Source organism: Marichromatium sp. PS1 (assembly GCF_041155115.1).
GTDB classification, from domain to species: domain Bacteria; phylum Pseudomonadota; class Gammaproteobacteria; order Chromatiales; family Chromatiaceae; genus Marichromatium; species Marichromatium gracile.
Map to the genome: position 1 here is coordinate 262,213 of NZ_BAAFHB010000001.1, position 20,543 is coordinate 282,755.

The window sequence follows — 20,543 nt, forward strand, 5'->3', positions numbered from 1 at the left end:
GCCATCAGGATTCACCGCCCGATGCCACTAGCGATCTTCGATCTCGACAACACCCTGCTCGCCGGGGACTCCGATCACCTCTGGGGCGAGTACCTGGTCTCCCAGGGCATCGTCGACGGCGAGCATTACGCCCGTGAGAATACCCGTTTCTACCACGACTACCGCAACGGCACGCTCGACATCGACGCCTTCCTGCGCTTCACCCTGCGGCCACTGAGCGAGCTGCCGCGCGAACGCCTCGAGGCGCTGCGCGCCGACTTTCTCGACACCTGCATCGCCCCGATCATGCTCGAGCAGGCGCATGCGCTGATCGCGCGTCACCGCAACGCCGGCGACACCCCGATGATCATCACCGCCACCAACGCCTTCATCACCGCGCCGATCGCCGCGCGCTTCGACATCCCGCACCTGCTCGCCACCCTGCCGGCCGAGCGCGACGGGCGCTATACCGGCGAGGTCGAGGGCACCCCGACCTTCCGCGAGGGCAAGGTCGAGCGACTCACCGCCTGGCTCGCCGAGCACGATCGCGACCTCGCCGGCAGCCACTTCTACAGCGACTCGCACAACGACCTGCCGCTGCTCGAGCAGGTCGAGCACCCGGTCGCGGTCGATCCCGACCCGCAACTGCGCGCCACCGCCGAGGCCCGCGGCTGGCCGGTGATCTCGCTGCGCGACTGACCCACCAAAGTCGTCCGGCGGTCTTCATGCTGGCGTCATCTCACCCACACCGCCCCGCAACAGTCGCGACCTACCATCACCCTCTCAGTCAATCAGGGAAACAGCAGAGGGTCTGCAATGGTCGCATCCGCGTCTGCGTCGGTCGTCAAGCGCACCGAACGTCTCTACGTCGAACTGGCCTCGTCCACACCAGAAATCCGCGAGGCCCTGGCCCTGCGTCATCGGGTGTTCGCCGGCGAGATGGGAGCGACGCTCGACAGCCTCACCCCAGGGCTCGACGAGGATGCCTTCGATGCCTATTGCCAGCATCTGCTGGTCCGCGAGGGGCGCACCGGACGCATCATCGGCTGCACCCGACTGTTGCTCGACAACCAGGCGGCCCGGCTCGGACGCTTCTACTCCGAGGGCGAGTTCCGGCTCGACCCGGTGTTGGCGCTGCCCGGGCGCAAGCTCGAGATCGGGCGCACCTGCATCGACCCGGCCTATCGCCAGGGTCCGGCGATCGCGGTGTTGTGGTCGGGACTGGCCGGCTTCATCCATCTCCATGGGGTGGACTATCTGTTCGGCTGCGCCAGCGTGCCGCTCGGCGAGCACGATCTGCAGGCGGCGGCGATCATGAACCGGCTGCGCCGCCAGGCGCTGGCGCCGGAGACGCTGCGGGTCACCCCGCGCGCGCCGCTGCACACCGAACACGCCTCGGACGACAACCTCGACGCCCCGCTGCCGGCGCTGCTGCGCGCCTATGTCAGGCTCGGCGCCAAGGCATGCGGCGAACCCTGTCGCGACCCCGACTTCGGCGTCGCGGACGTACTGATGCTGCTCAATGTCGATGAACTCAACCCAAGCTACTCCAGACACTTCCTCGAACGCGCCGCGCAATCCTGAGCGGGCCGGCGTGCTGACGACCGGCTGGCGCCTGCTGCGCCTGATCGAGCACCTGATCACCGGAACCATGATCGGTCTTTGGATCCATCTACTCGATCGCCTCGGCCATCCACCGGCCTGGACCGCGCGCGCGGTGCGCTGGTGGAATCGGCGGCTGTGCCGGGTGCTCGGCCTCACCCTGGAGGTCAGCGGCCGGGTCGCACCGGGCGCGCTGGTGGTCGCCAATCACGTCTCCTGGCTCGACGTGCCGGTGCTCGGCGCCCAGGGCGAGATGGGCTTCCTGTCGAAGTCCGAGGTGCGGCGCTGGCCGCTGATCGGCTGGCTGGCGCGCCTCGCCGGCACCCATTTCATCGTCCGCGGCGCCCACCAGACCGAACAGGTGATGCAGGGCATCGCCGATGACCTGCGCGGCGGTCGCGCGGTGGTGATCTTCCCCGAAGGCACCACCAGCGACGGCCAGGGACTGCGCCGTTTCCACCCACGGCTGTTCGCGCTCGCCCAGATCCCCGGCACCCGGGTTCAGCCGGTGGCCATCCGCTACCAGCACGCCGACCACCCGGCCCCCGAGCGCGCCGCCGCCTACACCGACGACGACAACCTGGTCCTCAGCCTGCTGCGCATCGTGCGTCACCCGGCGCTGCAGGTCAGGATCGAGTGTCTGGCGCCACTGGCGCCGGCGCCGAGCGCAAGACGTCATGAACTGGCCGAGCAGACCCGCACGGCCATTGCCCGATCACTGGACCTGCAGCCCGAAGCCGCCTGAGCCATGAACACCACCGCCCCCCGACCCACCGTGTTGAGTGTCGCCATCGTCACCGAGACCTACCCCCCGGAGATCAACGGCGTGGCGCACACCATGCGTCACCTCGCCGAGGGGCTGATGGCGCGCGGTCACCGGGTCAGGGTGGTGCGTCCGCGCCAACGCGACGAGTCGGGCGCAACCCCGATCGAGATCGTGGTCCCCGGACTGCCGATCCCCGGCTATCGCGGACTGCGCTTCGGTCTGCCGGTCTACTGGCGGCTGCGCCGATTGTGGCGCCGCACCCGCCCGGACCTGGTCTATATCGCCACCCAGGGACCTCTCGGGCACGCCGCGCTCGCCGCGGCGCGCTCACTCGGGGTGGCGACGGTCACCGGCTTCCACACCCAGTTCCACCAATACAGCCAGCACTATGGACTGGGCATGCTCACCCGCCCGATCGTCGCCACGCTGCGCCGCTTCCACAACCGCTCTCAGGCTACCCTGGTGCCCACCGAGGCGCTGCGCGAGACGCTCACCGTCTCCGGTTTCACCAATGTCCATGTGTTCGGGCGTGGGGTCGACATCGAGCGCTTCTCGCCGCGCTGGCGCGACCCGGCGCTGCGCCGCGCCTGGGGCTGCGAGACGGACGACCTGGCGGTGCTCTATGTCGGACGGATCGCCGCGGAGAAGAACCTCGAGCTGGCCTGCGCCGCCTTCGAGGCGATCCGCACCGAGCACCCGAGCGCGCGCTTCGTGCTCGTCGGCGACGGGCCGGAGCTGGCACCGCTGCGCCGCAGCGCCCCCGACTATGTCTGCACCGGGGCAAAGACCGGCCAGGCGCTCTCGGCGCACTATGCCTCGGGCGACCTGTTCCTGTTCCCCAGCGAGACCGAGACCTTCGGCAACGTGGTCACCGAGGCGATGGCCAGCGGCCTGGCGGTGATCGCCTACGACGATGCCGCCGCACACACATACATTGACCCCTGGCGAAACGGCGTTACAGTGCCGTTAGGCGAGCGCGACGACTACCTCCGGGCCGCCCGCGAGGCGGCGAGCGATCGCGCGCGACTGCGCCGGATCGGCGAGGCGGCCCGTCACGACGCCGAGGGCATGAGTTGGGAACGCGTCCTCGAGGGGCTCGAGGAGCGACTGATCGAAGTCATCCATCGACAGCGTCGCAGCGGAGACTTGTCATGCAGATGTGGCTACAACACCTGAACGACCTGGAGACGACGCTCTGCCGAGCCTGCAGCCGCCCGAGCCGGCGGCAGTGGATCCAGCGCAGCTTCGCCCTGATCAGCCGGCTCGGCGACGGTATCTTCTGGTACAGCCTGATCGCACTGCTGCCACTGACCCACGGCGCCTACGGGCTGCAGACCAGTCTGCACATGCTGCTCACCGGCGGGGTGGCACTGGCGCTCTACAAGTCGCTCAAGCGTTTCACCCGCCGCGAGCGTCCCTGCAACCATGCCAGCGACATCGTCGCACTGGTGCCGCCACTCGACCGCTACAGCTTCCCCTCGGGGCACACCCTGCACGCGGTGGTCTTCACCATGGTGGCGATCCACTACTTCCCCCAACTCGCCTGGATCCTGGTGCCCTTCACCCTGCTGGTGGCCGGCTCGCGGGTGATCCTCGGGCTGCACTACCCGAGCGACGTGCTGGTGGCCACCGGCATCGGCCTGCTGCTCGCCGACACCAGCCTGGCGCTGCTCGGCTAGCCAGCGCCTCACGTCCCCCAGAACGCAAAACAGGACGCCGGGCTTGCGCCCGGCGTCCTGTCGTTCGCCCCGCCAAGGGGGCGATCAGGCTTGACCCTGCTTACTTCGAGGCGGGCTGAGCCGGCTGCGCGGGCTGAGCCGGCATGGGAGCGCCATAGGGGGCACCGTAAGGTGCGCCGTAGGGCGCTGCATAGGGGCCGCCGTAGTAGGGCGCGCCGTAACCGTAGTAGGGGTAGCCGCCGTAGTAGGGGTTGTCGTAGCCATAGCCGTAACCACGACCATAGCCGCGACCGCGACCATAACCGCGACCACCGCCGCTCATGTTCATGTTGAAGTCGCCCCAGCCGTCACCGAACATGTCGTTGAACATGTCGCCGAAGCCGGAACCATAGCCCGGGCCGTAACCACCGCCCGGCCCCCACCAGGCAGAAGCGGAAGCGGAGGCACCCAGGAGGGCAGCGACTGCAGCGGCGGTAGCAAGCTTTTTCATTGATCTCTCCGGTCGTTGGAATTCGATCTGATGGCAAACCCGGTCGCCGCAAGCGGCGACGACGGAATGGATTATATTAGAAAATAATTAAATATGGAAATTATTTCCTCTCAGTCTCCCGCAACCGCCGCGCGACCGCGCTGAGATCTTCCCAGGACTTGGCCTTCTGCGCCGGCGAGCGCAGCAGATAGGCAGGATGATAAGTCACCCGCAGCGGAATGCGCGCATCGCCGACCTCGAACCAGCGCCCCCGCAGCCGACCCACGCTGACATCGGTATTGAGCAGGTGTTGGGCCGAGATCCGCCCCAGCGAGAGGATCAGTGTCGGCTCGATGAGCGCGATCTGACGTTGCAGATAGCCCTCGCAGCGGGCCATCTCCTCGGGGTGCGGGTCACGATTGCCGGGCGGGCGACACTTGAGCACATTGGCGATGAAGACCTCCTCGCGCGCCAGCCCGATCGCCTCGAGCATGCGCGTGAGCAGTTGCCCCGCCCGTCCGACGAACGGCTCGCCCTGACGATCCTCGTCGGCGCCCGGGGCCTCGCCGATCAGCATCAGCCGCGCATTGCGCGCGCCGCTGCCGAAGACGCTGTGCTGTCGGGTCTCGTGCAGCGCACAGCCACGACAGCCGTGCACCGCGCGCGCCAGCTGCTCCCAATCCATCGTGGCGACCGCCGGGACCGCGGCGGATGCGGCGGGCGCGAACAGATCATCGGCCGGCGGCTCGGGCTCGGGCGCGGGCGCGCGCGGCGCCACCGTGCGCTCGGTGAAGGGCGCCGGCTCGGACGAGGACGGTGCGCAGGGCGGCGGCATCGGTACCGGCGGCGGCTCGGGGGCACGCGGCGCGGGTCGGGGCCGTGCCGGCTCGAGGGTCGCGGGCGGCGCCTGCGGCGGGACCGCCGGCGGCATCTCGAGCGGCGCCGCCGCGGCGCCATCGCGCTCGTCCGTGCGCGGCTGCCAGGCATGCACCCCCATCCGCGCCAGATAGCTCAGACGACGTTGCTCGTCCATCCCGACTCAGACGTCCGCGCCCTGGGGGTGGGCGCGGTGGCTGCCGTGCAGCACCTTGTTGCAGGCGTTGACATAGGCCTTGGCCGAAGCGATGACGATATCGATGTCGGCGCCCTGCCCGTTGACCACGCGCCCGCCCTTCTCCAGCCGCACCGTCACCTCGCCCTGGGCGTCGGTACCGCTGGTGATGGCGTTGACCGAGTAGAGCTTGAGTTCGGCGCCGCTCTCGACCACCGACTCGATGGCGCGGAAGGCGGCGTCGACCGGACCGCTGCCGCTCGCCGCCGCGCTGCGCTCGGCACCGTCGATGGCGAGCACCAACTCGGCGTTCGGGGTCTCGCCGGTCTCCGAGCACACCCGCAGCGAGACCAGCTTGACGCGCTCGTTGGCGGCATCGAGGTTGGCGTCGGTGACCAGCGCCTGGAGGTCCTCGTCGAAGATCTCGTGCTTCTTGTCGGCGAGGTCCTTGAAGCGGGCGAAGGCGGCGTTGAGTTCCTCCTCGGAGGCGAACTCGATGCCGAGGTCGTGGAGCCGGCTGCGGAAGGCGCTGCGCCCCGAGTGCTTGCCCAGCACCATGCGGTTCTCGCTCCAGCCGACGTCCTGGGCGCGCATGATCTCGTAGGTCTCGCGGTTCTTCAGCACGCCGTCCTGGTGGATGCCCGACTCGTGGGCGAAGGCGTTGGCGCCGACCACCGCCTTGTTGGGCTGGACGGTGAAGCCGGTGATGCCCGAGACCAGGCGCGAGCAGGTGACGATCTGGGTGGTGTCGAGCCGGGTGTCGCAGTCGAAGAGGTCCTGACGGGTGCGCACCGCCATCGCGATCTCCTCGAGCGCGGCGTTGCCGGCGCGCTCGCCGAGCCCGTTGATGGTGCACTCGACCTGGCGCGCGCCGTTGCGCACCGCCGCCAGGGAGTTGGCCACCGCCAGCCCGAGGTCGTTGTGACAGTGCACCGAGAGCACCGCGCGATCGGCGTTGGGCACGCGCTCGCGCAGCGCCGCGATCACCGCGCCGAACTGGTCGGGGATGTTGTAGCCGACGGTGTCGGGGATGTTCACCGTGGTCGCCCCGGCCTCGATCACCGCCTCGGTGATGCGACAGAGAAAGTCGATCTCCGAGCGCCCGGCGTCCTCGGCGGAGAACTCGACGTCGTCGGTGTAGCGCCGCGCCCGCCGCACCGCCGCCACCGCCTGCTCGATCACCTGCTCGGGCTGCATCCGCAGCTTCTTCTCCATGTGGATCGGCGAGGTGGCGATGAAGGTGTGGATACGTCCGGCGTTGGCCTTGGCCAGCGCCTCACCGGCGCGATCGATGTCCTTGTCGAGCGCCCGCGCCAGACCACAGACACGGCTGTCCTTGATCTGCTCGGCGACCGCCGCGACCGCCTCGAAGTCGCCCGGGCTGGCGATCGGGAACCCGGCCTCGATGACGTCCACGCGCAGTCGTTCCAGGGCCTTGGCGATGCGCACCTTCTCGTCGCGCGTCATCGAGGCCCCGGGGCTCTGCTCGCCGTCGCGCAGGGTGGTGTCGAAGATGATCAAGTGGTCTTTGTCGCTCATGGCTCTTCTCTCGCTACGCCTGGAGGCCCTGCCAGGCCGGTGCTGATGGCTGTGATGGGGCCGCGTGCCCCGCCGTCGTCCACCACGGGACGACGCCCCGGCCCGCTCAGCGGGCGGAGCGGGCTGCGGACCTGGGACGGGGGCGGGGAGACAGGTCGACGCGGCGCGTCTCCGCATCTTCGCAGCCTCGCCCCGCGCTGTCACTGGGTTGTCGACGATGATGCTGGTAAATTTGCCGGAGACGTCGACGAGACGCCACCGAGCGGTCCCCGATCATGCCCGTCACCGACACCACCAACCTCCCCATGCCGGATCTGCACGATCTCGAGCTGCTGCTGCGCGCCGACACCCCGATCCTGATCATCGAATCGGTCGAGGAGCCGCGCGTGGTCGAGCTGTTCGCCGGGCTGGCGATCCGTCTCGGCCAGCCCGCCTTCCGCTGGACGGTGACCGAGGGGCTGCGCCGGCTCGAGTTCGACGCCGAACCACAGCGCAACCTCGCCGAGCCGCGCCAGGCGCTGCGCCACATCCACGCGCTCGACCAGCCCGGGCTCTATCTGCTGCTCGACTTCCACCCCTATCTCGACGACCCGATCCACGTCCGTCTGCTCAAGGAGATCGCCCAGACCCATGCCACCTGCGCACGCACCCTGGTGCTGGTCAGCCACGGGCTCGAACTGCCCGCCGAGCTGCGTCATCTGAGCGTGCGCTTCCAGCTGCGCCTGCCCGAGCGCAAGCGCATCATGGAGCTGATCCGCGAGGAGGCCCGCGCCTGGCAGGAGGCCGCGCCCGGGCGCGCGCTGCGCGCCAACCGCGAGGCCGTCGAGCAGCTGGCCAACAACCTGCTCGGTCTCACCGAGTCCGATGCCCGGCGGCTGATCCGCAACGCGGTGCGCGACGACGGCGCCATCACCCGCGACGACGTCGCCGCCCTGCGCCGCGCCAAGTACGCCCTGCTCAGCCCCGACGGCGTGGTCTCCTTCGAGTACGACACCCGCACCTTCGCCGACATCGCCGGGCTCGACAACCTCAAGGCCTGGCTCGATCGCCGCCGCGCGCCCTTCCTCGACGCCGACGAGCGTCGCGACCGCCCGCGCGGCATCCTCCTGCTCGGGGTCCAGGGCGGCGGCAAGAGCCTCGCGGCCAAGGCCGTCGCTGGGCGCTTCGGGGTGGCACTGCTGCGTCTCGACTTCGCCACCCTCTACGACAAGTACATCGGCGAGACCGAGAAGAACCTGCGCCAGGCGCTGCGCACCGCCGAGGTGATGGCGCCCTGCGTGCTGTGGATCGACGAGATCGAGAAGGGGCTGGCCAGCGGCTCGGGCGACGACGGCGTTGGCCGACGCGTGCTCGGCACCCTGCTCACCTGGATGGCCGAGCGCCGCGCCCGGGTCTTCCTGGTGGCCACCGCCAACGACGTCTCGCGTCTGCCGCCCGAGCTGCTGCGCAAGGGCCGCATCGACGAGCTGTTCTTCGTCGACCTGCCCGATGCCGGGGTGCGTCGCGAGGTCTTCACCATCCATCTCGCGCGCCGCGGCATCGACCCGACCGCACTCGATCTCGACACCCTCGCCGCGGCCAGCGAGGGCTTCACCGGCGCCGGGATCGAGCAGGCGGTGGTCGCCGCCTGCTATGCCGAGGACGGCGCCGAGCGCCGCCCCGACACCGAGGCGCTGCTCGCCGAGCTGGCCGCCACCCAGCCGCTGGCGGTGGTGATGGAGGAGCGGATCGCGGCACTGCGCGCCTGGGCACGCGAGCGCACCGTCCCGGCCCACACCCCGGCCGAGACGGACTGAGCCAGACGCACCCTCACCGCCACGCTTGACAATCGCCCCGCCGCAACGACTATCCAGCGATCAGACGACGATCGGCCCGCCGCCACAGATGCACGCGCCATCACGGCGCGGTGCATGATCGGGCCCGTCCATTCCGCGAGAGCAGACGATGCAATACAAGGATTACTACAAGACCCTCGGGGTGGCGCGCGACGCCTCCCAGGACGAGATCAAGCGGGCCTATCGCAAGCTCGCACGCAAGTACCACCCGGACGTCAGCAAGGAGTCCGACGCCGAGGCCCGCTTCAAGGAGATCAACGAGGCCAACGAGGTGCTGCACGACCCCGAGAAGCGCGCCGCCTACGACGCGCTCGGCAGCGGCTGGCGCGCCGGTCAGGACTTCCGCCCGCCGCCCGGCGGCGGGCGCCGCGGCAACTATCGCTTCGACGCCGATGACGTCGGCGACTTCAGCGACTTCTTCTCCAGCATCTTCGGGCGCGCCTTCGGCGGCGCCGAGCCGCCGCGACGCCGCGGCCAGGACCAGACGGTGCGCATCGCCCTCGATCTCGACGAGGCCTATCGCGGCGTCACCCGCCAGGTACGGGTCGAGTCCTCGGGCAACGCCCGCACCCTCAAGGTCCGCATCCCCGCCGGGGTCACCCAGGGGCGACAGATCCGGCTCGCCGGCCAGGGCGGCGCCGGGCTCGGCGGCGGCCCGGCCGGCGACCTCTATCTCGAGGTCGAGCTGAAGCCCCACCCGCACTTCACCCCGGACGGACGCGACATCCACCTGCGCCTGCCCCTGGCGCCCTGGGAGGCGGCGCTCGGCGCCGCGGTGAGCGTGCCCACCCTCGGCGGCACCGTCAGCCTGAAGATCCCGCCGGGCTCGCAGTCCGGGCAGCGGCTGCGGCTCAAGGGGCGCGGGCTGCCCGGCGATCCGCCCGGCGACACCCTGGTGACACTCGAGATCCAGGCGCCGCCGGCAACCACCGAGGCGGCACGGCGCGCCTACCGCAAGCTCGCCGAGCAGCTAGACTTCAACCCGCGCGCCGACCTCGGGGTATAGCGCGCGGCTCAATGAGGGAGGACATCGCCGATGCAGCAGCTGGAGCGGATCTTCGAGGGCATCGTGCTCGACGAGGGCCTGAGCCTGTCGCTGGTCGAGCTGTGCGTGCTCTGCGACGCCGAGCACCACCTGATCGAGTGCATGGTCGCCGAGGGGCTGCTCAACCCCTGCGGCAGCCTCCCCGCCGAGTGGCGCTTCGACGGGGTCGCGGTGCGCCGTGCGCGCCGCGCCGTGCGGCTGCGCCACGACCTCGACCTCAACCTCGCCGGTACCGCGCTGGCGCTCGACCTGCTCGAGGAGAACGAGCGCCTGCGCGAGCGGCTGCAGGTGCTCGAGCAGCACCTCGGCGCCCCCGGCACGCCGCGCTGAGCGAGGCTCAGCCGACCTCCAGACGCATCGACAGATCGACCGCGGTCACGTCCTTGGTGAGCGCGCCGACCGAGATGCGGTCGACCCCGGTCTCGGCGATGCCGCGGATGGTCTCGAGGTTCACCCCACCGGAGGCCTCCAGGCGCGCCCGCCCGGCGCTCAGCGCCACCGCCTCGCGCAGCTGGTCGTTGCCGAAGTTGTCGAGCAGCACCGTCGGCGCACCGGCGGCCAGCGCCTGCTCGAGCTCGGCGAGCGACTCGACCTCGACGATGATCTCCAGCCCGGTCTCCAGCGCCCGCGCCGCGGCCACCGCCGCGGCGATCGAGCCGGCGGCGAGGATGTGGTTCTCCTTGAGGAGGATGGCGTCGTGCAGCCCCATGCGGTGGTTGGTGCCGCCACCGCAGCGCACCGCGTACTTCTGCTGCAGGCGCAGCCCCGGCAGGGTCTTGCGGGTGTCGAGCACCGCCACCGGCAGCCCGGCGACGGCGTCGGCGAAGCGGCGGGTGCGGGTGGCGGTGCCCGAGAGGGTCTGCAGCAGGTTCATCGCCGTGCGCTCGCCGGTGAGCAGCGCGCGCACCGGACCGGTGATCACGCACAGCCGCTGCCCCGGCGCGACGCGCTCGCCGTCGGCCGCCTCCCAGTCGATGCGGATCGCCGGGTCGAGGGCGTGGAACACCGCCTCGAACCAGTCCCGGCCGCAGAGCACCGCCGACTCGCGGGTGATCAGCTCGGCGCGCGCCTGCTGATCGGCGGGCAGCAGCGCGGCGGTGACGTCGCCACTGCCGAGGTCCTCGGCGAGCGCCGCGCGCGCCTGTTCGCGGATCAGTGAGGGATCGAGGGTCTGGGGGCTGTGCATGGGTATCGGTGTCCTGTGTCGTCGGCGACCGGGCGCACCACCGGCGGGCGCCCATCGAGGGGGGCGATCATGCCACAGCCGTGCCGTCCGGGCGCAGCCAGGGCGCCGGGGTCATCACAGCGTTGACGCCGCCGGCGCGGCTCATTAACGTTCGTCGCGTAACTGATGCGCGCACGGCGCCGGTGACGACCCGAGGAGGCTGACGCGATGACACGAGTGGCATTGGTGACCGGCGCGGCGGGCTTCATCGGCGGGCATCTGGTCGAGTCGCTGCGCGCCGACGGGATCGCGGTGCGCGCCCTGGTGCGTCCCGGCGAGGACTGCGCGGCGTTGAGCGCCTGCGGCGCCGAGATCCGTCACGGCGACCTCCTCGACGCGACGAGCCTGGAGGCGGCGCTCGCCGGGGTCGGGCAGGTCTATCACCTCGCCGCCATCTCCAGACACGACGCCCGGGTCCCCGACGCCCGCTACCGGGCGGTCAACGTCGAGGGCACCCGGCTGCTGCTCGAGGCCGCGCGCCGCGCCGGCGCGCGCCGTTTCGTGTTCACCGGCACCATCGAGGCGGTGGGCACCTCGCGCGACGGGCGCCCGCTCACCGAGGACAGCCCCCAGCACCCGCGCAACATCTATGGCCGGAGCAAGCTCGAGGCCGAGCGGCTGGTGCGCGAGGCCGCCGCCGACGGCACTCTGGAGACCGTGGTGGTGCGCCCGCCGATGACCTATGGCGAGCGCGAGCCGATCCTGCTCGGGCGGCTCTTCCGGGTGATCGAGAAGGGCGTCTACCCGCTGATCGGCCCGCGCGAGGTGCTCACCGAGTTCTGCTATGTCGGCAACCAGGTCGCCGGGCTGCGCCTGGCCGCCGAGCACGGCCGTCCGGGCGAGGTCTATTTCATCTCCGACGCGCGCTCCTACTCGCTCGAGGAGATCGTCCACGCCATCGCCGCCGAGCTGGGGGTACGGGTGTGGACCCCGCGCCTCCCGATCCCGCTGGCGCGCGCCATCGGGCTCGGCTTCGAGGGGCTGGGCAAGGTGCTGCCCTTCTACCCCTTCCTCATCCCCCAGACCGGACGCCCGCCGTTCTCGCGCAAGACCGTCGAGTGGACCGCCGAGAGCCGGCTCTATGTCGACATCGGCAAGGCCCGCGCCGAGCTCGGCTACCGCCCGCCCCACTCGCTCGCCGCGGGCATCGCCCGCACCGTCGCCTGGTATCGCGACCAGGGCCTGCTGCGCCCGCCGCGCAACTGACCTCAACCCACACCGCCACGGACCCCCGAGATGCCGCTACCGCTGTTCGACCGTCTGCGCCGCCGCCAGGAGATCATCGTCGTCTCCGGCCTGCCCCGCTCGGGCACCTCGATGATGACCGCCATGCTCGCCGCCGGCGGGGTGGAGGTGTTCAGCGACGCCGCGCGCGCGGCCGACGCCGACAACCCGCGCGGCTATTTCGAGCACGAACGGGTGAAACGGCTGCGCCAGGAGGATCCGGGCTGGCTGCGCGCGGCCCGCGGCAAGGCGATCAAGGTGGTCGCGCCGCTGCTCGACGCCCTGCCCCCGGGACACCGCTATCGGGTGCTGTTCATGCGCCGCGACCTCGGCGAGGTGCTGGCCTCGCAGCGCGCCATGCTGGTGCGTCGCGGCACCGATCCCGACAAGATCGACGACGCCACCCTGGAGACGCTCTACCGCCGCCAGCTCGCCGCGCTCGAGGGCTGGCTCGCCGTGCAGCGTCACATCCAGGTGCTCGACGTCGACTATGCGCGCGCCATCGCCGAGCCCGCCGCCGAGGCGGCGCGCGTGGCCGACTTCCTCGACCGCCCGCTCGACCGCGAGGCGATGGCCGCGGTCGCCGACCCCGGGCTCTACCGCCAGCGCCGGGGGGGCGCGCGATGATCGTGCACGAGCACCCGGCGCGCGACCTGCTGCGGCTGCTGATCTGGTACCCGCTGCGCTGGTTCTGCGCGCGCGCGCCGATCGCGCTCAACCTGCGGCTGTTCGCCGCCATGGGGCGCTTGCACCTGGCGCTCTCCGGCACGCGTCGCGCGCAACTGCGCGCGCTCTTCGGTCGTGCCTATCCCGCCGCCGACGCGGCGCGGATCGCCGCCTGGAGCCGCACCTATCTGATCAACCACTATGTCGACCGGCTGTCGATCTTCCACTACCACCGGCTGCGCGGGCGGGCGCTGTCGCGGGTGATCGAGATCGCCGGGCGCGACCGGCTCGACGCCGCGCTCGCCGAGGGTCGCGGCTGCGTGCTGGTGCACGCCCATCTCGGCCCCTCGCAGCTGCCGCTGGTCGCGCTCGGTCGTCTCGGCTACCCGATGACCCAGCTCGGGCTGCGCTCGGCGCGGGGGCTCTCCTTCATCGGTCGCCGCGTCCAGCTCCACCACCGGCTGCGCCTCGAGGAGGCCTTCCCGGCCGAGATGATCTATGTCACGCGCTTCCAGCGTCAGCTCTACCGCAGCCTCGCCGCCGGGCGGGTGCTGATGATGGCCGGCGACGGCACCGGCACCGCCGAGCGCTACGGCCATCACCTGCCCCACGCCTGCTGCGGTCACACCCTGGAGCTGCCGCTCGGCCCCTTCCGCCTGGCACAAAGCGCCGGCGCGCCGATGCGCTTCCTCTTCCTGGCCCGCGACGGCGCCCGTCGCTACCGCGCGGTGATCGAGTCGCCGCCGCCCGGGGCCGAGACCCCGGAGCAATTGCAGCAGGCCTTCGTCGCGCGGCTGCGTCACTGGATCGACAGCGATCCCGGGCTGTGGCAGTTCTGGGACCAGTTCGCCCCCGCCGCGGCCTCGGCGCCGAGCATCTCGCAGAGCACCGCGAACACCTGATCGACCCCGAGTTGGCGCATGCACCACTGTCGCTCGGGATGACGACAGCCGTGCTCGTCGCACTCGGCGCGACACCACAGCCCCGCGACCTCGACCACCCGGTGTCCGAGGCCGTAGGGACCGGTCTCGACGCTCGACGAGGGCCCGAACAGCGCCAGCGCCGGGGTGCCGACGGCCGCAGCCAGGTGCATCGGCGCGCTGTCGTTGCACACCAGCACCCGCGCCTCGCGCAGCAGCGCGGCCATCGCCCGCAGCCCGAGCCGGCCGCTGAGATCGTGCACCCGGGGCCCGCCGGCGCCGACCACCTCGGCCACCAGGGCGCGCTCGCCGGGGGCGCCGAGCACCACCACCGCGAGTCCCAGCCGACGTGCGACGCGCTCGACCAGCGCGGCATAGCGCGCCGCCGGCCAGCGCTTGAGGGCCAGGCGCGAGCCCGGGTGGACGGCGACGAAGGGCGCGGCGAGGCCCTGCTCGGCGAGCAGCCGCGCGAGCGCCGCGCGCTCGGCGGCGCTGTGGTGGACGTCCCAGTGCACGCCCTCGACCCGACAGCCGAGTGCGCGACAGAGATCGAGGTGATACTCCACCTTGTGTCGCACCCCCGGATAGGGCACCACCCGGGTGAGCATCCAGGCGCCGCCACCGACGCCGTAGCTGACCTTGTGGGTCGCCCGCAGCGGGCGCACCAGCATCAGGATCTCGCGGATGTCGGCGCGCGCCTCGATCACCAGATCGAAGCGCCGGCGGCGCATCCGCCAGCGCCAGCGCAGATAGTCGAGCGGACCGCTGCGATCGCTGAACCAGAAGGGGTCGTAGGTGATCAGCGCGTCGAGGTCGGGGTTGCCCTCGAGCAACGGCGCCGCGCCGGCGGCGGTGAGCAGGGTGATGCGCGCGCCGGGGAAGCGCTCGCGCAGCGGGCGCAGCATCGGCACCGTCATCATCACGTCGCCGAGATAGAGGGTGCGGATCAGCAGGATCTCGCGCACCTCGGCGGGGTCGAGCGGGCGCGCCCGGCGCCATTGCCGCCAGGGCAGGCTCAGGGTCGCGCCGATCAGGTCGGCGAGCCGGGTCAGACGCCGCTTGCGGGCGTTGACGATCTTGTAGGGACCGGTGCTCATGCGCCCTCCTCGGTGGGACTGCTGGCCGCGGCGGCGCGACGCGCGCGCAGCCGACCGATGCGCCCCTTGAGCCAGAGCAGGGCGTCGAAGGCACGGTCGAGATGACGGGTGCGCGGGTTGGTGTAGTAGCGCGGATAGAGCAGCGGGTCGTCGGGATCGACCACCCCCTCCTCCAGGGCGATGCGGTGCAGCCCGGTGTGCGGCTCGATGCGCAGCACGCTGAACTCGAAGTGCACCCGACGCCCCAGACGCAGCCTGGCGCGGAGCACGAAGAACAGGATCGAGAGCAGGTTGCCGAGGGTCTGGCCGGGCGGGTTGCGGAAGAAGTTGTAGCTCACCTCCAGCCCGGGGTGGCGCGAGAGCAGACGGTAGATGCGCAGGATGTCGGCGCGACGCATGTCCTTGCCGAGACGGCGCAGCGTCGGATCGGCGATGGCGTCGGGCGAGAAGATGGCGTGGACGCAACCGGCGCGCACCGCCAGCGCCATGAACGCGGCATCGGCGTGACGCTCGTTGATCCACGCCGACCAGCGCGCCCGCACCCCGCGCGCGATCAGCTCGCGACAGATGCGCTCGGCATGGGCGCGCGGCAGGTTGAACACCGAGTCGACGAAGGTGAAGCGCTCCACCCCGTGATCGCGCACCAGGGCCTCGATCTCGTCGACGATCAGCCGCGGGTCGCGCAGCCGCATCCGCTTGCCGTTGAGATAGCCGTAGATGCAGTAGACACAGCTCAGCGGGCAGCCGCGCTTGGTCTCCACCCCGATGGCGTCGACGAAGCCCGCGCGATAGTCGCCGACCCGCAGCGCGCCGCGCTCGGGCAACGCGATGGCGTCGAGATCGACCGGTCCCTGCAGCGGCCCGGAGAAGTGCAGCGCGCCGTCGCGCCGATAGAACACCGAGGGTACGGTCTCGGGACGATCGAGACGCTCGAGCAGCAGTTGCAACGTCTCCTCGCCCTCGAGGTGCACGCCGAGGTCGAGGCGCGGCTCGGCCTCCATGATCTCGCGCGCGAACATCGAGAAGCCCGAGCCGCCGATGATCACCGGCGCGCGAGCATGCCGCTCGATCACCTCCAGCAGCTCGCCGAGCAACGGGTAGTAGAAGACCACCTCGCGCTTGTTGGTCGAGTCGATGTTGCGCAGCGAGATGCCGATCGCCTCGGGCGCGAACTCGGCCAGCGCCTCGGCGAGCGCGGCGCGCGGCGACTCGACCAGGTTGGTGTCGAGCACCCGCACCTGGTGGCCGACGAGGTTCGCCGCCAGGCTGCCGAGCCCGATGGGGAAGACCAGCGGCTCGTTGCCGCCGAGAAAGGCCTGGATCAGCAACACCCTCATGCCGCGCGCCCCCCGGCCGGACGCAACCGCGCCTTGAGCGCGCGCAGCGCGCGATAGAGCCAGGCGAAGCCCGGGCGCAGCGGCGCGGCGCCGAGCACCCGCCCGAGCGGCCGGCTGGCGAGCAGTCGCAGCAGCGGCCCCGGCATGCGCCCGCCCTGGGCGAGCGCGAACAGCAGGTTGGGATAGCTGCCGGCGCGCATGTTGTAGCTCTTGGCATAGACGTCGCGATGGGCATCGCGCACATGACCGTCGCGCACCCCCATGCGATGCAGCTCGGTGCCCGGATAGAGCACCAGCGAGAAGGGCTGGAGACGGTAGGGCTTGGGCAGGCGGGCGATCAGACGCAGGCTCTCGAGGGTGTCCTCGGTGCGCTCGTAGGGCACGTCGAGCAGGAAGTCGTAGCTCGGCGGGAACATCCGCGCGCGATAGCGGTTGATGATCCGCGCCGCGCGCAGCACCCGGCGGTTGTCCATGCGGGCGCGGTTGTAGAGCGCCTGCATCCGCGCGCTGCCGCTCTCGATGCCCATCTGCACGTAGACCAGACCGGCGTCGACCAGCAACGCCATCTTCTCCTCGGTCACCGTCAGCGGGCTGGCCAGACAGGAGAAGGGCAGCCCGATGCGCTCCTTGTAGGCGGCGCAGAAGGCCGCCAGCGAGGCGCTCGGGCGCGAGAAGAAGGCATCGTCCGAGATCCATACGAAGCCGATGTCCGGGAAGCGGCGCTTGACCTGCTCGAGCTCGTCGATGACGTGCTCGACGCTGCGCCAGCGCAGATAACCACGCTTGTCGTAGAGGTTCTTGAGCGCGTCGTTGGCGCAGTAGGAGCACTTGTGCGGACAGCCGCGCCCGGTCATGGTCTGGTAGCCCATCTTGCCGAGCAGGTTGGAGACGGTGCCGGTACGCAGATGGCGCTCGGTGAGCTCGCGGGTGAAGGGGGTGATGGTGCCGTCGGCGACCATGAAGTGGTGGTCGGCGAGGCTGTAGTCGGGCGCCGGATAGCGATCGAGGTCGCGCAGCAGCGGTCGCGGCGGGTTGCGACTGATCGCCCCGTCCCCCGCCCGCACCCAGAGGTTGGCGAGGGCGTCGATGGCCGCGCCGCGACCGAGCGCGTCGGCGAGATCGAGCAGCGCCTCCTCGCCGTCGCCGACACAGACGATGTCGGCGTGGACGATGCACTCGTCGGGACAGATGGTGGCGTGCACCCCGCCCCAGACCACCGGCACCGAGGTCGCGGCATGGATCGCGTGGGTGATCTGGCGCGCGGCGGCGAAGTAGTTGGTCATCAGGGTGATGCCGACCAGATCGACGTCGCGACACAGTGCCACCAGCTGACGCAGGGTCTCGGGGCGATAGCGCTCCTCGCCGTAGTCCTCGTCGCAGGCCGGGTCGGGCAGGAAGATCATCCGCGTCCAGTGGCCGCGCTCGCGCAGATAGGCCGACATGGTGCGCAGACCGAACACGGTGATGTCAGGGAAGGGCGAGATCAACGCGATGCGCATCCGCGGGCTCCTCCTCGGTTGCCGGGTCGTGGTCACGCCCCGCCCTCCTGGCGCGGCGCGACCGGGGATGCGTCACGACGATGGCCGCGACGCCGTCCGGCCCTGGCGCACGGCCGGCTCCGCCGGCGCGCGCCTCAGTGCCGGCGTCCGGTCACCCCGGGGTCGACCGGGCGCAACCGCTGCAGATAGCGCGCGATGCGCCACCAGTCGCCGCGCGCCAGCGCCCCGCCCCCTTTGGCGAGCAGCCGCAGCCCCTCGCCGACCCGGGTGACCAGGCCCAGCGGCGCGAGCAGCGCCGGGCGCGAGAACAGCCGCACCGCGCGCTCGCTGATCAGCACCCGATAGACCCAGCGCGGCACGTGCTGGAAGGTGAACAGGTGCAGCAGGAAGTTGGGGTAGGTGCGACGGGGGGCGAAGAACGGCTTGCGATAGAGTGCCGGGCCGGTGTCGGTGAGCAGCCCCTCGGCGACGGCGCGGTCGTAGAGCGGGGTGTGGGGGTAGAACACCAGGTTCGAGACCGCCAGCCCGAACGGCTTGGGCAGCCGGTAGAGCAGCCGCACCGTGTCCATGGCGTCGGCTTCGGTCTCCCAGGGGTTGTCGGTGATGACGTGATAGTCCGGCGGCAGCAGGCGGTCGCGGTGACGGTGCAGCAGCTCGGCGGCGGCCACCACCCGCTCGTTGGACTCGGTGCGGTCGTAGAGACGCTTGATCCGCTCGCTGCCGCTCTGGATGCCGAACTCGACATAGACCAGCCCGGCATCGAGCAGTGCCAGCAGCTTGCGCTCGTTGAGCGTCGAGGGGCTGGCCTGGACGTAGAAGGGCAGACCGACGCGCTCGCGATAGCGCGCGGCGAAGTCCTCGATCTGAGCGCGGGGACGGGCGAAGAAGGTGTCGTCGAAGAACTGGAAGGCCTCGACGAAGGGGAAGCGCTCGCGCACCGCCACCAGCTCCGCGATCACCCGCTCGACACCGCGAAAGCGCAGATAGGGCACCCCGTCCTCGGCGCAGCGCGCCTTGATCGCCGAGACGCTGCAATAGGTACAGCGGTGCGGACAGCCGCGGTCGGTCATGGTGCGAAAGGCGCGTCTGAGGGTACCGCCCGGCCCCGGCAACAGCGGCAGGATCTCGCGCAGCAGCGCGTCGGTGAGCGGCCGGAGGCGCCCGGCGCGCGGATCGAGCACATAGTGATCGTCGTTGGAGAAGTCGAACGGCGGCAGACTGTCGAGATCGTCGATCAGCGGGCGCTGCGGGTTGCGGTGACGCTGCTCGCCCTCGCGCACCCAGAGCCCGCGCACCCGGCGGTGATCGGCGCCGCGCGCCAGACACTCGAGCAGCTCGACCAGGGTGTGCTCGCCCTCGCCGATCACCACCATGTCGGCGTGCTCGAGCGCCTCGTCGGGGCGACTCGAGGGGTGCACCCCGCCCCACACCAGCGGGGCGTCGTGGACCCGGCGCAGGTGCTCGGTGACCTGCAGCGCGCGGTCGAAGTACTGGGTCATGAACGACAGCCCGATCAGGTCGGCGTCGGCGCTCAGCGTCGCGAGATCGTCGAGCACCTCGGGCGGATAGTGATAGATCACCTCGCGATCGGCGCGCAACCGGCCGATGCTGCCGGGCAGGAAGATCAACCGGCACTGGTGACCGCAGGCGCGGACATGGGCCGAGAGCGCGCGCACGTCGAAGGCGCTGATGTCGGGCGGGGTCGGGGTGATCAGGGTGAGCTTCATGCGGGCAGACCTCCGGGTGGGGCCGAGGGCGTCTCGAGCAGCAGCGGCGGCTCGCCCTCCTTGAGCGCGGTCATGCGACGCAGCGCGAGGAACGGCAGGTAATGACAGGGCTGCGCGATCACCCGCCGCTCGAGCAGCCGGGCATAGTCCTGGATCGCCGCGCCCAGCGCCGCCGGATCGGCGGGGTCGGCGCCCCACTCGAGCGGCGCGCCGATCTCCAGCCGGCTGACCCCGGAGGGCTCGCGCACCAGAAAGGTCGGCAGCACCGCGCAACCGGTGCGCGCGGCGATGCGCAGCGCGCCGGTGGAGAAGCGCGCGCGCGCGCCGAGGAAATCGACCTCGGCCCAGTCGCTGCCGGCGGCGCCGTCGATGGCGATGCCGAGCACCTGATTGGCGCGCAGACAGGCGAAGGCCGGGCGCAACGAGCCGAAGGCGTCGATATGACGCACCGGCAGCGCGCACTCGTGCCGCCAGCGCAGCTCGAGGGTGCGCGCCTCCAGGGGCGAGAAGCGACGATGGCTGATGCGCTCGCGCCACACCAGCGGCGAGGCCCCCATCTGGCACATCCGGTAGCCGGCGTGACCGAGCGCGGGCATCGCCATCTGGTTGGCACCGAAGTGCGCGAGCAGCAGCATCGCGCCCTGACCGCGCGCCAGCGCGGCATCGAGTTCGGACCAGTCGTCGCAGCGCACGAAACCGGCCATCCGCGCCGGCCCGAGGCGCGGGAAGACCAGCACCTCCAGCTCGTTGCAGAGACGGTTCTGGAAGGCCCGGCGCACCCAGCGACGGCGCCGCGGCAGCGCCGCCAGCGCCGGGGCGGCGGCCATCGCCGCGGCGAACTCGGCGGCCTTGCCGCGCGCCAGCAGCGCCACCACCGCGCCCA

The 20,543-nt window shown here is 71.1% G+C and carries 20 protein-coding genes; 11 read left to right on the forward strand and 9 right to left on the reverse strand.

Annotated elements, in window-relative coordinates; translation table 11 throughout:
- The first annotated feature begins 21 nt into the window (after positions 1–21).
- From ACAM26_RS01195 to ACAM26_RS01215, 5 genes are all read left to right on the forward strand, one after another.
- Positions 22–678: an HAD family phosphatase gene (locus ACAM26_RS01195; RefSeq protein WP_123140035.1), complete on the forward strand. Its 657-nt coding sequence runs from the start codon at positions 22–24 to the stop codon at positions 676–678.
- Between the two features lie 117 nt (positions 679–795).
- A complete protein-coding gene (locus tag ACAM26_RS01200) occupies positions 796–1,563 on the forward strand; it encodes a GNAT family N-acetyltransferase (protein WP_123142004.1) in 768 nt (255 codons plus the stop codon).
- A 10-nt stretch (positions 1,564–1,573) separates the two neighbouring features.
- Positions 1,574–2,326: a 1-acyl-sn-glycerol-3-phosphate acyltransferase gene (locus ACAM26_RS01205; RefSeq protein ID WP_223806016.1), complete on the forward strand. Its 753-nt coding sequence runs from the start codon at positions 1,574–1,576 to the stop codon at positions 2,324–2,326.
- A 3-nt stretch (positions 2,327–2,329) separates the two neighbouring features.
- Entirely contained in the window at positions 2,330–3,523 is a 1,194-nt protein-coding gene (locus tag ACAM26_RS01210; protein ID WP_123142003.1) for a glycosyltransferase family 1 protein, read from the forward strand.
- On the forward strand, positions 3,499–4,026 hold the full coding sequence (locus ACAM26_RS01215) for a phosphatase PAP2 family protein (RefSeq protein WP_123140039.1): 528 nt from the start codon (positions 3,499–3,501) through the stop codon (positions 4,024–4,026). The genes ACAM26_RS01210 and ACAM26_RS01215 overlap by 25 nt, the downstream gene beginning before the upstream one ends.
- Positions 4,027–4,126: 100 nt before the next feature.
- Here ACAM26_RS01215 and ACAM26_RS01220 read toward each other — a convergent pair whose 3' ends face one another.
- From ACAM26_RS01220 to ACAM26_RS01230, 3 genes are all read right to left on the reverse strand, one after another.
- The gene (locus ACAM26_RS01220; RefSeq protein WP_062277246.1) at positions 4,127–4,516 is read right to left on the reverse strand and encodes a sulfur globule family protein; all 390 of its coding nucleotides are present in this window, start codon (positions 4,514–4,516) and stop codon (positions 4,127–4,129) included.
- Positions 4,517–4,616: 100 nt separating this feature from the next.
- A complete protein-coding gene (locus ACAM26_RS01225; RefSeq protein ID WP_369612967.1) occupies positions 4,617–5,528 on the reverse strand; it encodes a uracil-DNA glycosylase family protein in 912 nt (303 codons plus the stop codon).
- A 6-nt stretch (positions 5,529–5,534) separates the two neighbouring features.
- Positions 5,535–7,085: a 2-isopropylmalate synthase gene (locus ACAM26_RS01230; RefSeq protein WP_369612968.1), complete on the reverse strand. Its 1,551-nt coding sequence runs from the start codon at positions 7,083–7,085 to the stop codon at positions 5,535–5,537.
- A 275-nt stretch (positions 7,086–7,360) separates the two neighbouring features.
- On the opposite strand from ACAM26_RS01230, the gene ACAM26_RS01235 reads away from it, so the two are divergent.
- The 3 genes from ACAM26_RS01235 (at position 7,361) to ACAM26_RS01245 (ending at position 10,295) form a co-directional block, all read left to right on the forward strand.
- Positions 7,361–8,881 carry an AAA family ATPase gene (locus ACAM26_RS01235; protein WP_369612969.1) on the forward strand — a complete coding sequence of 507 codons (1,521 nt, stop codon included), beginning with the start codon at positions 7,361–7,363 and terminating at the stop codon, positions 8,879–8,881.
- Between the two features lie 148 nt (positions 8,882–9,029).
- Entirely contained in the window at positions 9,030–9,926 is an 897-nt protein-coding gene (locus ACAM26_RS01240) for a DnaJ C-terminal domain-containing protein (RefSeq protein ID WP_123143286.1), read from the forward strand.
- A 30-nt stretch (positions 9,927–9,956) separates the two neighbouring features.
- A complete protein-coding gene (locus tag ACAM26_RS01245; protein ID WP_005225086.1) occupies positions 9,957–10,295 on the forward strand; it encodes a chaperone modulator CbpM in 339 nt (112 codons plus the stop codon).
- 7 nt (positions 10,296–10,302) lie between these two features.
- Here ACAM26_RS01245 and nadC read toward each other — a convergent pair whose 3' ends face one another.
- Positions 10,303–11,151: a carboxylating nicotinate-nucleotide diphosphorylase gene (nadC, locus tag ACAM26_RS01250; RefSeq protein WP_369612970.1), complete on the reverse strand. Its 849-nt coding sequence runs from the start codon at positions 11,149–11,151 to the stop codon at positions 10,303–10,305.
- A 207-nt stretch (positions 11,152–11,358) separates the two neighbouring features.
- Between nadC and ACAM26_RS01255 the strand changes: the two genes are divergently transcribed.
- The 3 genes from ACAM26_RS01255 to ACAM26_RS01265 are packed head-to-tail and all read left to right on the forward strand — an operon-like array spanning position 11,359 to position 13,982.
- Positions 11,359–12,396 (forward strand): NAD-dependent epimerase/dehydratase family protein, encoded by a 1,038-nt coding sequence (locus ACAM26_RS01255; protein ID WP_369612971.1) that lies wholly within the window; start codon positions 11,359–11,361, stop codon positions 12,394–12,396.
- 30 nt (positions 12,397–12,426) lie between these two features.
- Complete coding sequence (locus ACAM26_RS01260; RefSeq protein WP_369612972.1) at positions 12,427–13,041, forward strand: sulfotransferase; 615 nt, start codon at positions 12,427–12,429, stop codon at positions 13,039–13,041.
- Positions 13,038–13,982 (forward strand): hypothetical protein, encoded by a 945-nt coding sequence (locus ACAM26_RS01265; protein WP_369612973.1) that lies wholly within the window; start codon positions 13,038–13,040, stop codon positions 13,980–13,982. Before ACAM26_RS01260 ends, ACAM26_RS01265 begins: the two co-directional genes overlap by 4 nt.
- Here ACAM26_RS01265 and ACAM26_RS01270 read toward each other — a convergent pair.
- From ACAM26_RS01270 to ACAM26_RS01290, 5 genes are all read right to left on the reverse strand, one after another.
- A complete protein-coding gene (locus ACAM26_RS01270) occupies positions 13,880–15,097 on the reverse strand; it encodes a glycosyltransferase family 9 protein (protein WP_123143281.1) in 1,218 nt (405 codons plus the stop codon). The genes ACAM26_RS01265 and ACAM26_RS01270 overlap by 103 nt on opposite strands.
- Entirely contained in the window at positions 15,094–16,434 is a 1,341-nt protein-coding gene (locus tag ACAM26_RS01275) for a radical SAM protein (RefSeq protein ID WP_234524381.1), read from the reverse strand. Before ACAM26_RS01275 ends, ACAM26_RS01270 begins: the two co-directional genes overlap by 4 nt.
- Positions 16,431–17,933 (reverse strand): radical SAM protein, encoded by a 1,503-nt coding sequence (locus ACAM26_RS01280; protein WP_123143279.1) that lies wholly within the window; start codon positions 17,931–17,933, stop codon positions 16,431–16,433. The genes ACAM26_RS01275 and ACAM26_RS01280 overlap by 4 nt, the downstream gene beginning before the upstream one ends.
- Positions 17,934–18,067: 134 nt before the next feature.
- Positions 18,068–19,660 (reverse strand): radical SAM protein, encoded by a 1,593-nt coding sequence (locus ACAM26_RS01285; RefSeq protein WP_132228560.1) that lies wholly within the window; start codon positions 19,658–19,660, stop codon positions 18,068–18,070.
- Positions 19,657–20,543 (reverse strand): lysophospholipid acyltransferase family protein (locus ACAM26_RS01290; RefSeq protein WP_369612974.1); only part of this gene is annotated, 887 nt, incomplete at its 5' end. The genes ACAM26_RS01290 and ACAM26_RS01285, both read right to left, overlap by 4 nt.

Coding starts and splice junctions, on each gene's coding strand:
- ACAM26_RS01220 (WP_062277246.1), bottom strand. CDS start 4,516: ATGAAAAAGCTTGCTACCGCCGCTGCAGTCGCTGCCCTCCTGGGTGCC.
- ACAM26_RS01210 (WP_123142003.1), top strand. CDS start 2,330: ATGAACACCACCGCCCCCCGACCCACCGTGTTGAGTGTCGCCATCGTC.
- ACAM26_RS01195 (WP_123140035.1), top strand. CDS start 22: ATGCCACTAGCGATCTTCGATCTCGACAACACCCTGCTCGCCGGGGAC.
- ACAM26_RS01245 (WP_005225086.1), top strand. CDS start 9,957: ATGCAGCAGCTGGAGCGGATCTTCGAGGGCATCGTGCTCGACGAGGGC.
- ACAM26_RS01275 (WP_234524381.1), bottom strand. CDS start 16,434: ATGAGGGTGTTGCTGATCCAGGCCTTTCTCGGCGGCAACGAGCCGCTG.
- ACAM26_RS01270 (WP_123143281.1), bottom strand. CDS start 15,097: ATGAGCACCGGTCCCTACAAGATCGTCAACGCCCGCAAGCGGCGTCTG.
- nadC (WP_369612970.1), bottom strand. CDS start 11,151: ATGCACAGCCCCCAGACCCTCGATCCCTCACTGATCCGCGAACAGGCG.
- ACAM26_RS01200 (WP_123142004.1), top strand. CDS start 796: ATGGTCGCATCCGCGTCTGCGTCGGTCGTCAAGCGCACCGAACGTCTC.
- ACAM26_RS01255 (WP_369612971.1), top strand. CDS start 11,359: ATGACACGAGTGGCATTGGTGACCGGCGCGGCGGGCTTCATCGGCGGG.
- ACAM26_RS01260 (WP_369612972.1), top strand. CDS start 12,427: ATGCCGCTACCGCTGTTCGACCGTCTGCGCCGCCGCCAGGAGATCATC.
- ACAM26_RS01235 (WP_369612969.1), top strand. CDS start 7,361: ATGCCCGTCACCGACACCACCAACCTCCCCATGCCGGATCTGCACGAT.
- ACAM26_RS01285 (WP_132228560.1), bottom strand. CDS start 19,660: ATGAAGCTCACCCTGATCACCCCGACCCCGCCCGACATCAGCGCCTTC.
- ACAM26_RS01240 (WP_123143286.1), top strand. CDS start 9,030: ATGCAATACAAGGATTACTACAAGACCCTCGGGGTGGCGCGCGACGCC.
- ACAM26_RS01225 (WP_369612967.1), bottom strand. CDS start 5,528: ATGGACGAGCAACGTCGTCTGAGCTATCTGGCGCGGATGGGGGTGCAT.
- ACAM26_RS01215 (WP_123140039.1), top strand. CDS start 3,499: ATGCAGATGTGGCTACAACACCTGAACGACCTGGAGACGACGCTCTGC.
- ACAM26_RS01280 (WP_123143279.1), bottom strand. CDS start 17,933: ATGCGCATCGCGTTGATCTCGCCCTTCCCTGACATCACCGTGTTCGGT.
- ACAM26_RS01230 (WP_369612968.1), bottom strand. CDS start 7,085: ATGAGCGACAAAGACCACTTGATCATCTTCGACACCACCCTGCGCGAC.
- ACAM26_RS01265 (WP_369612973.1), top strand. CDS start 13,038: ATGATCGTGCACGAGCACCCGGCGCGCGACCTGCTGCGGCTGCTGATC.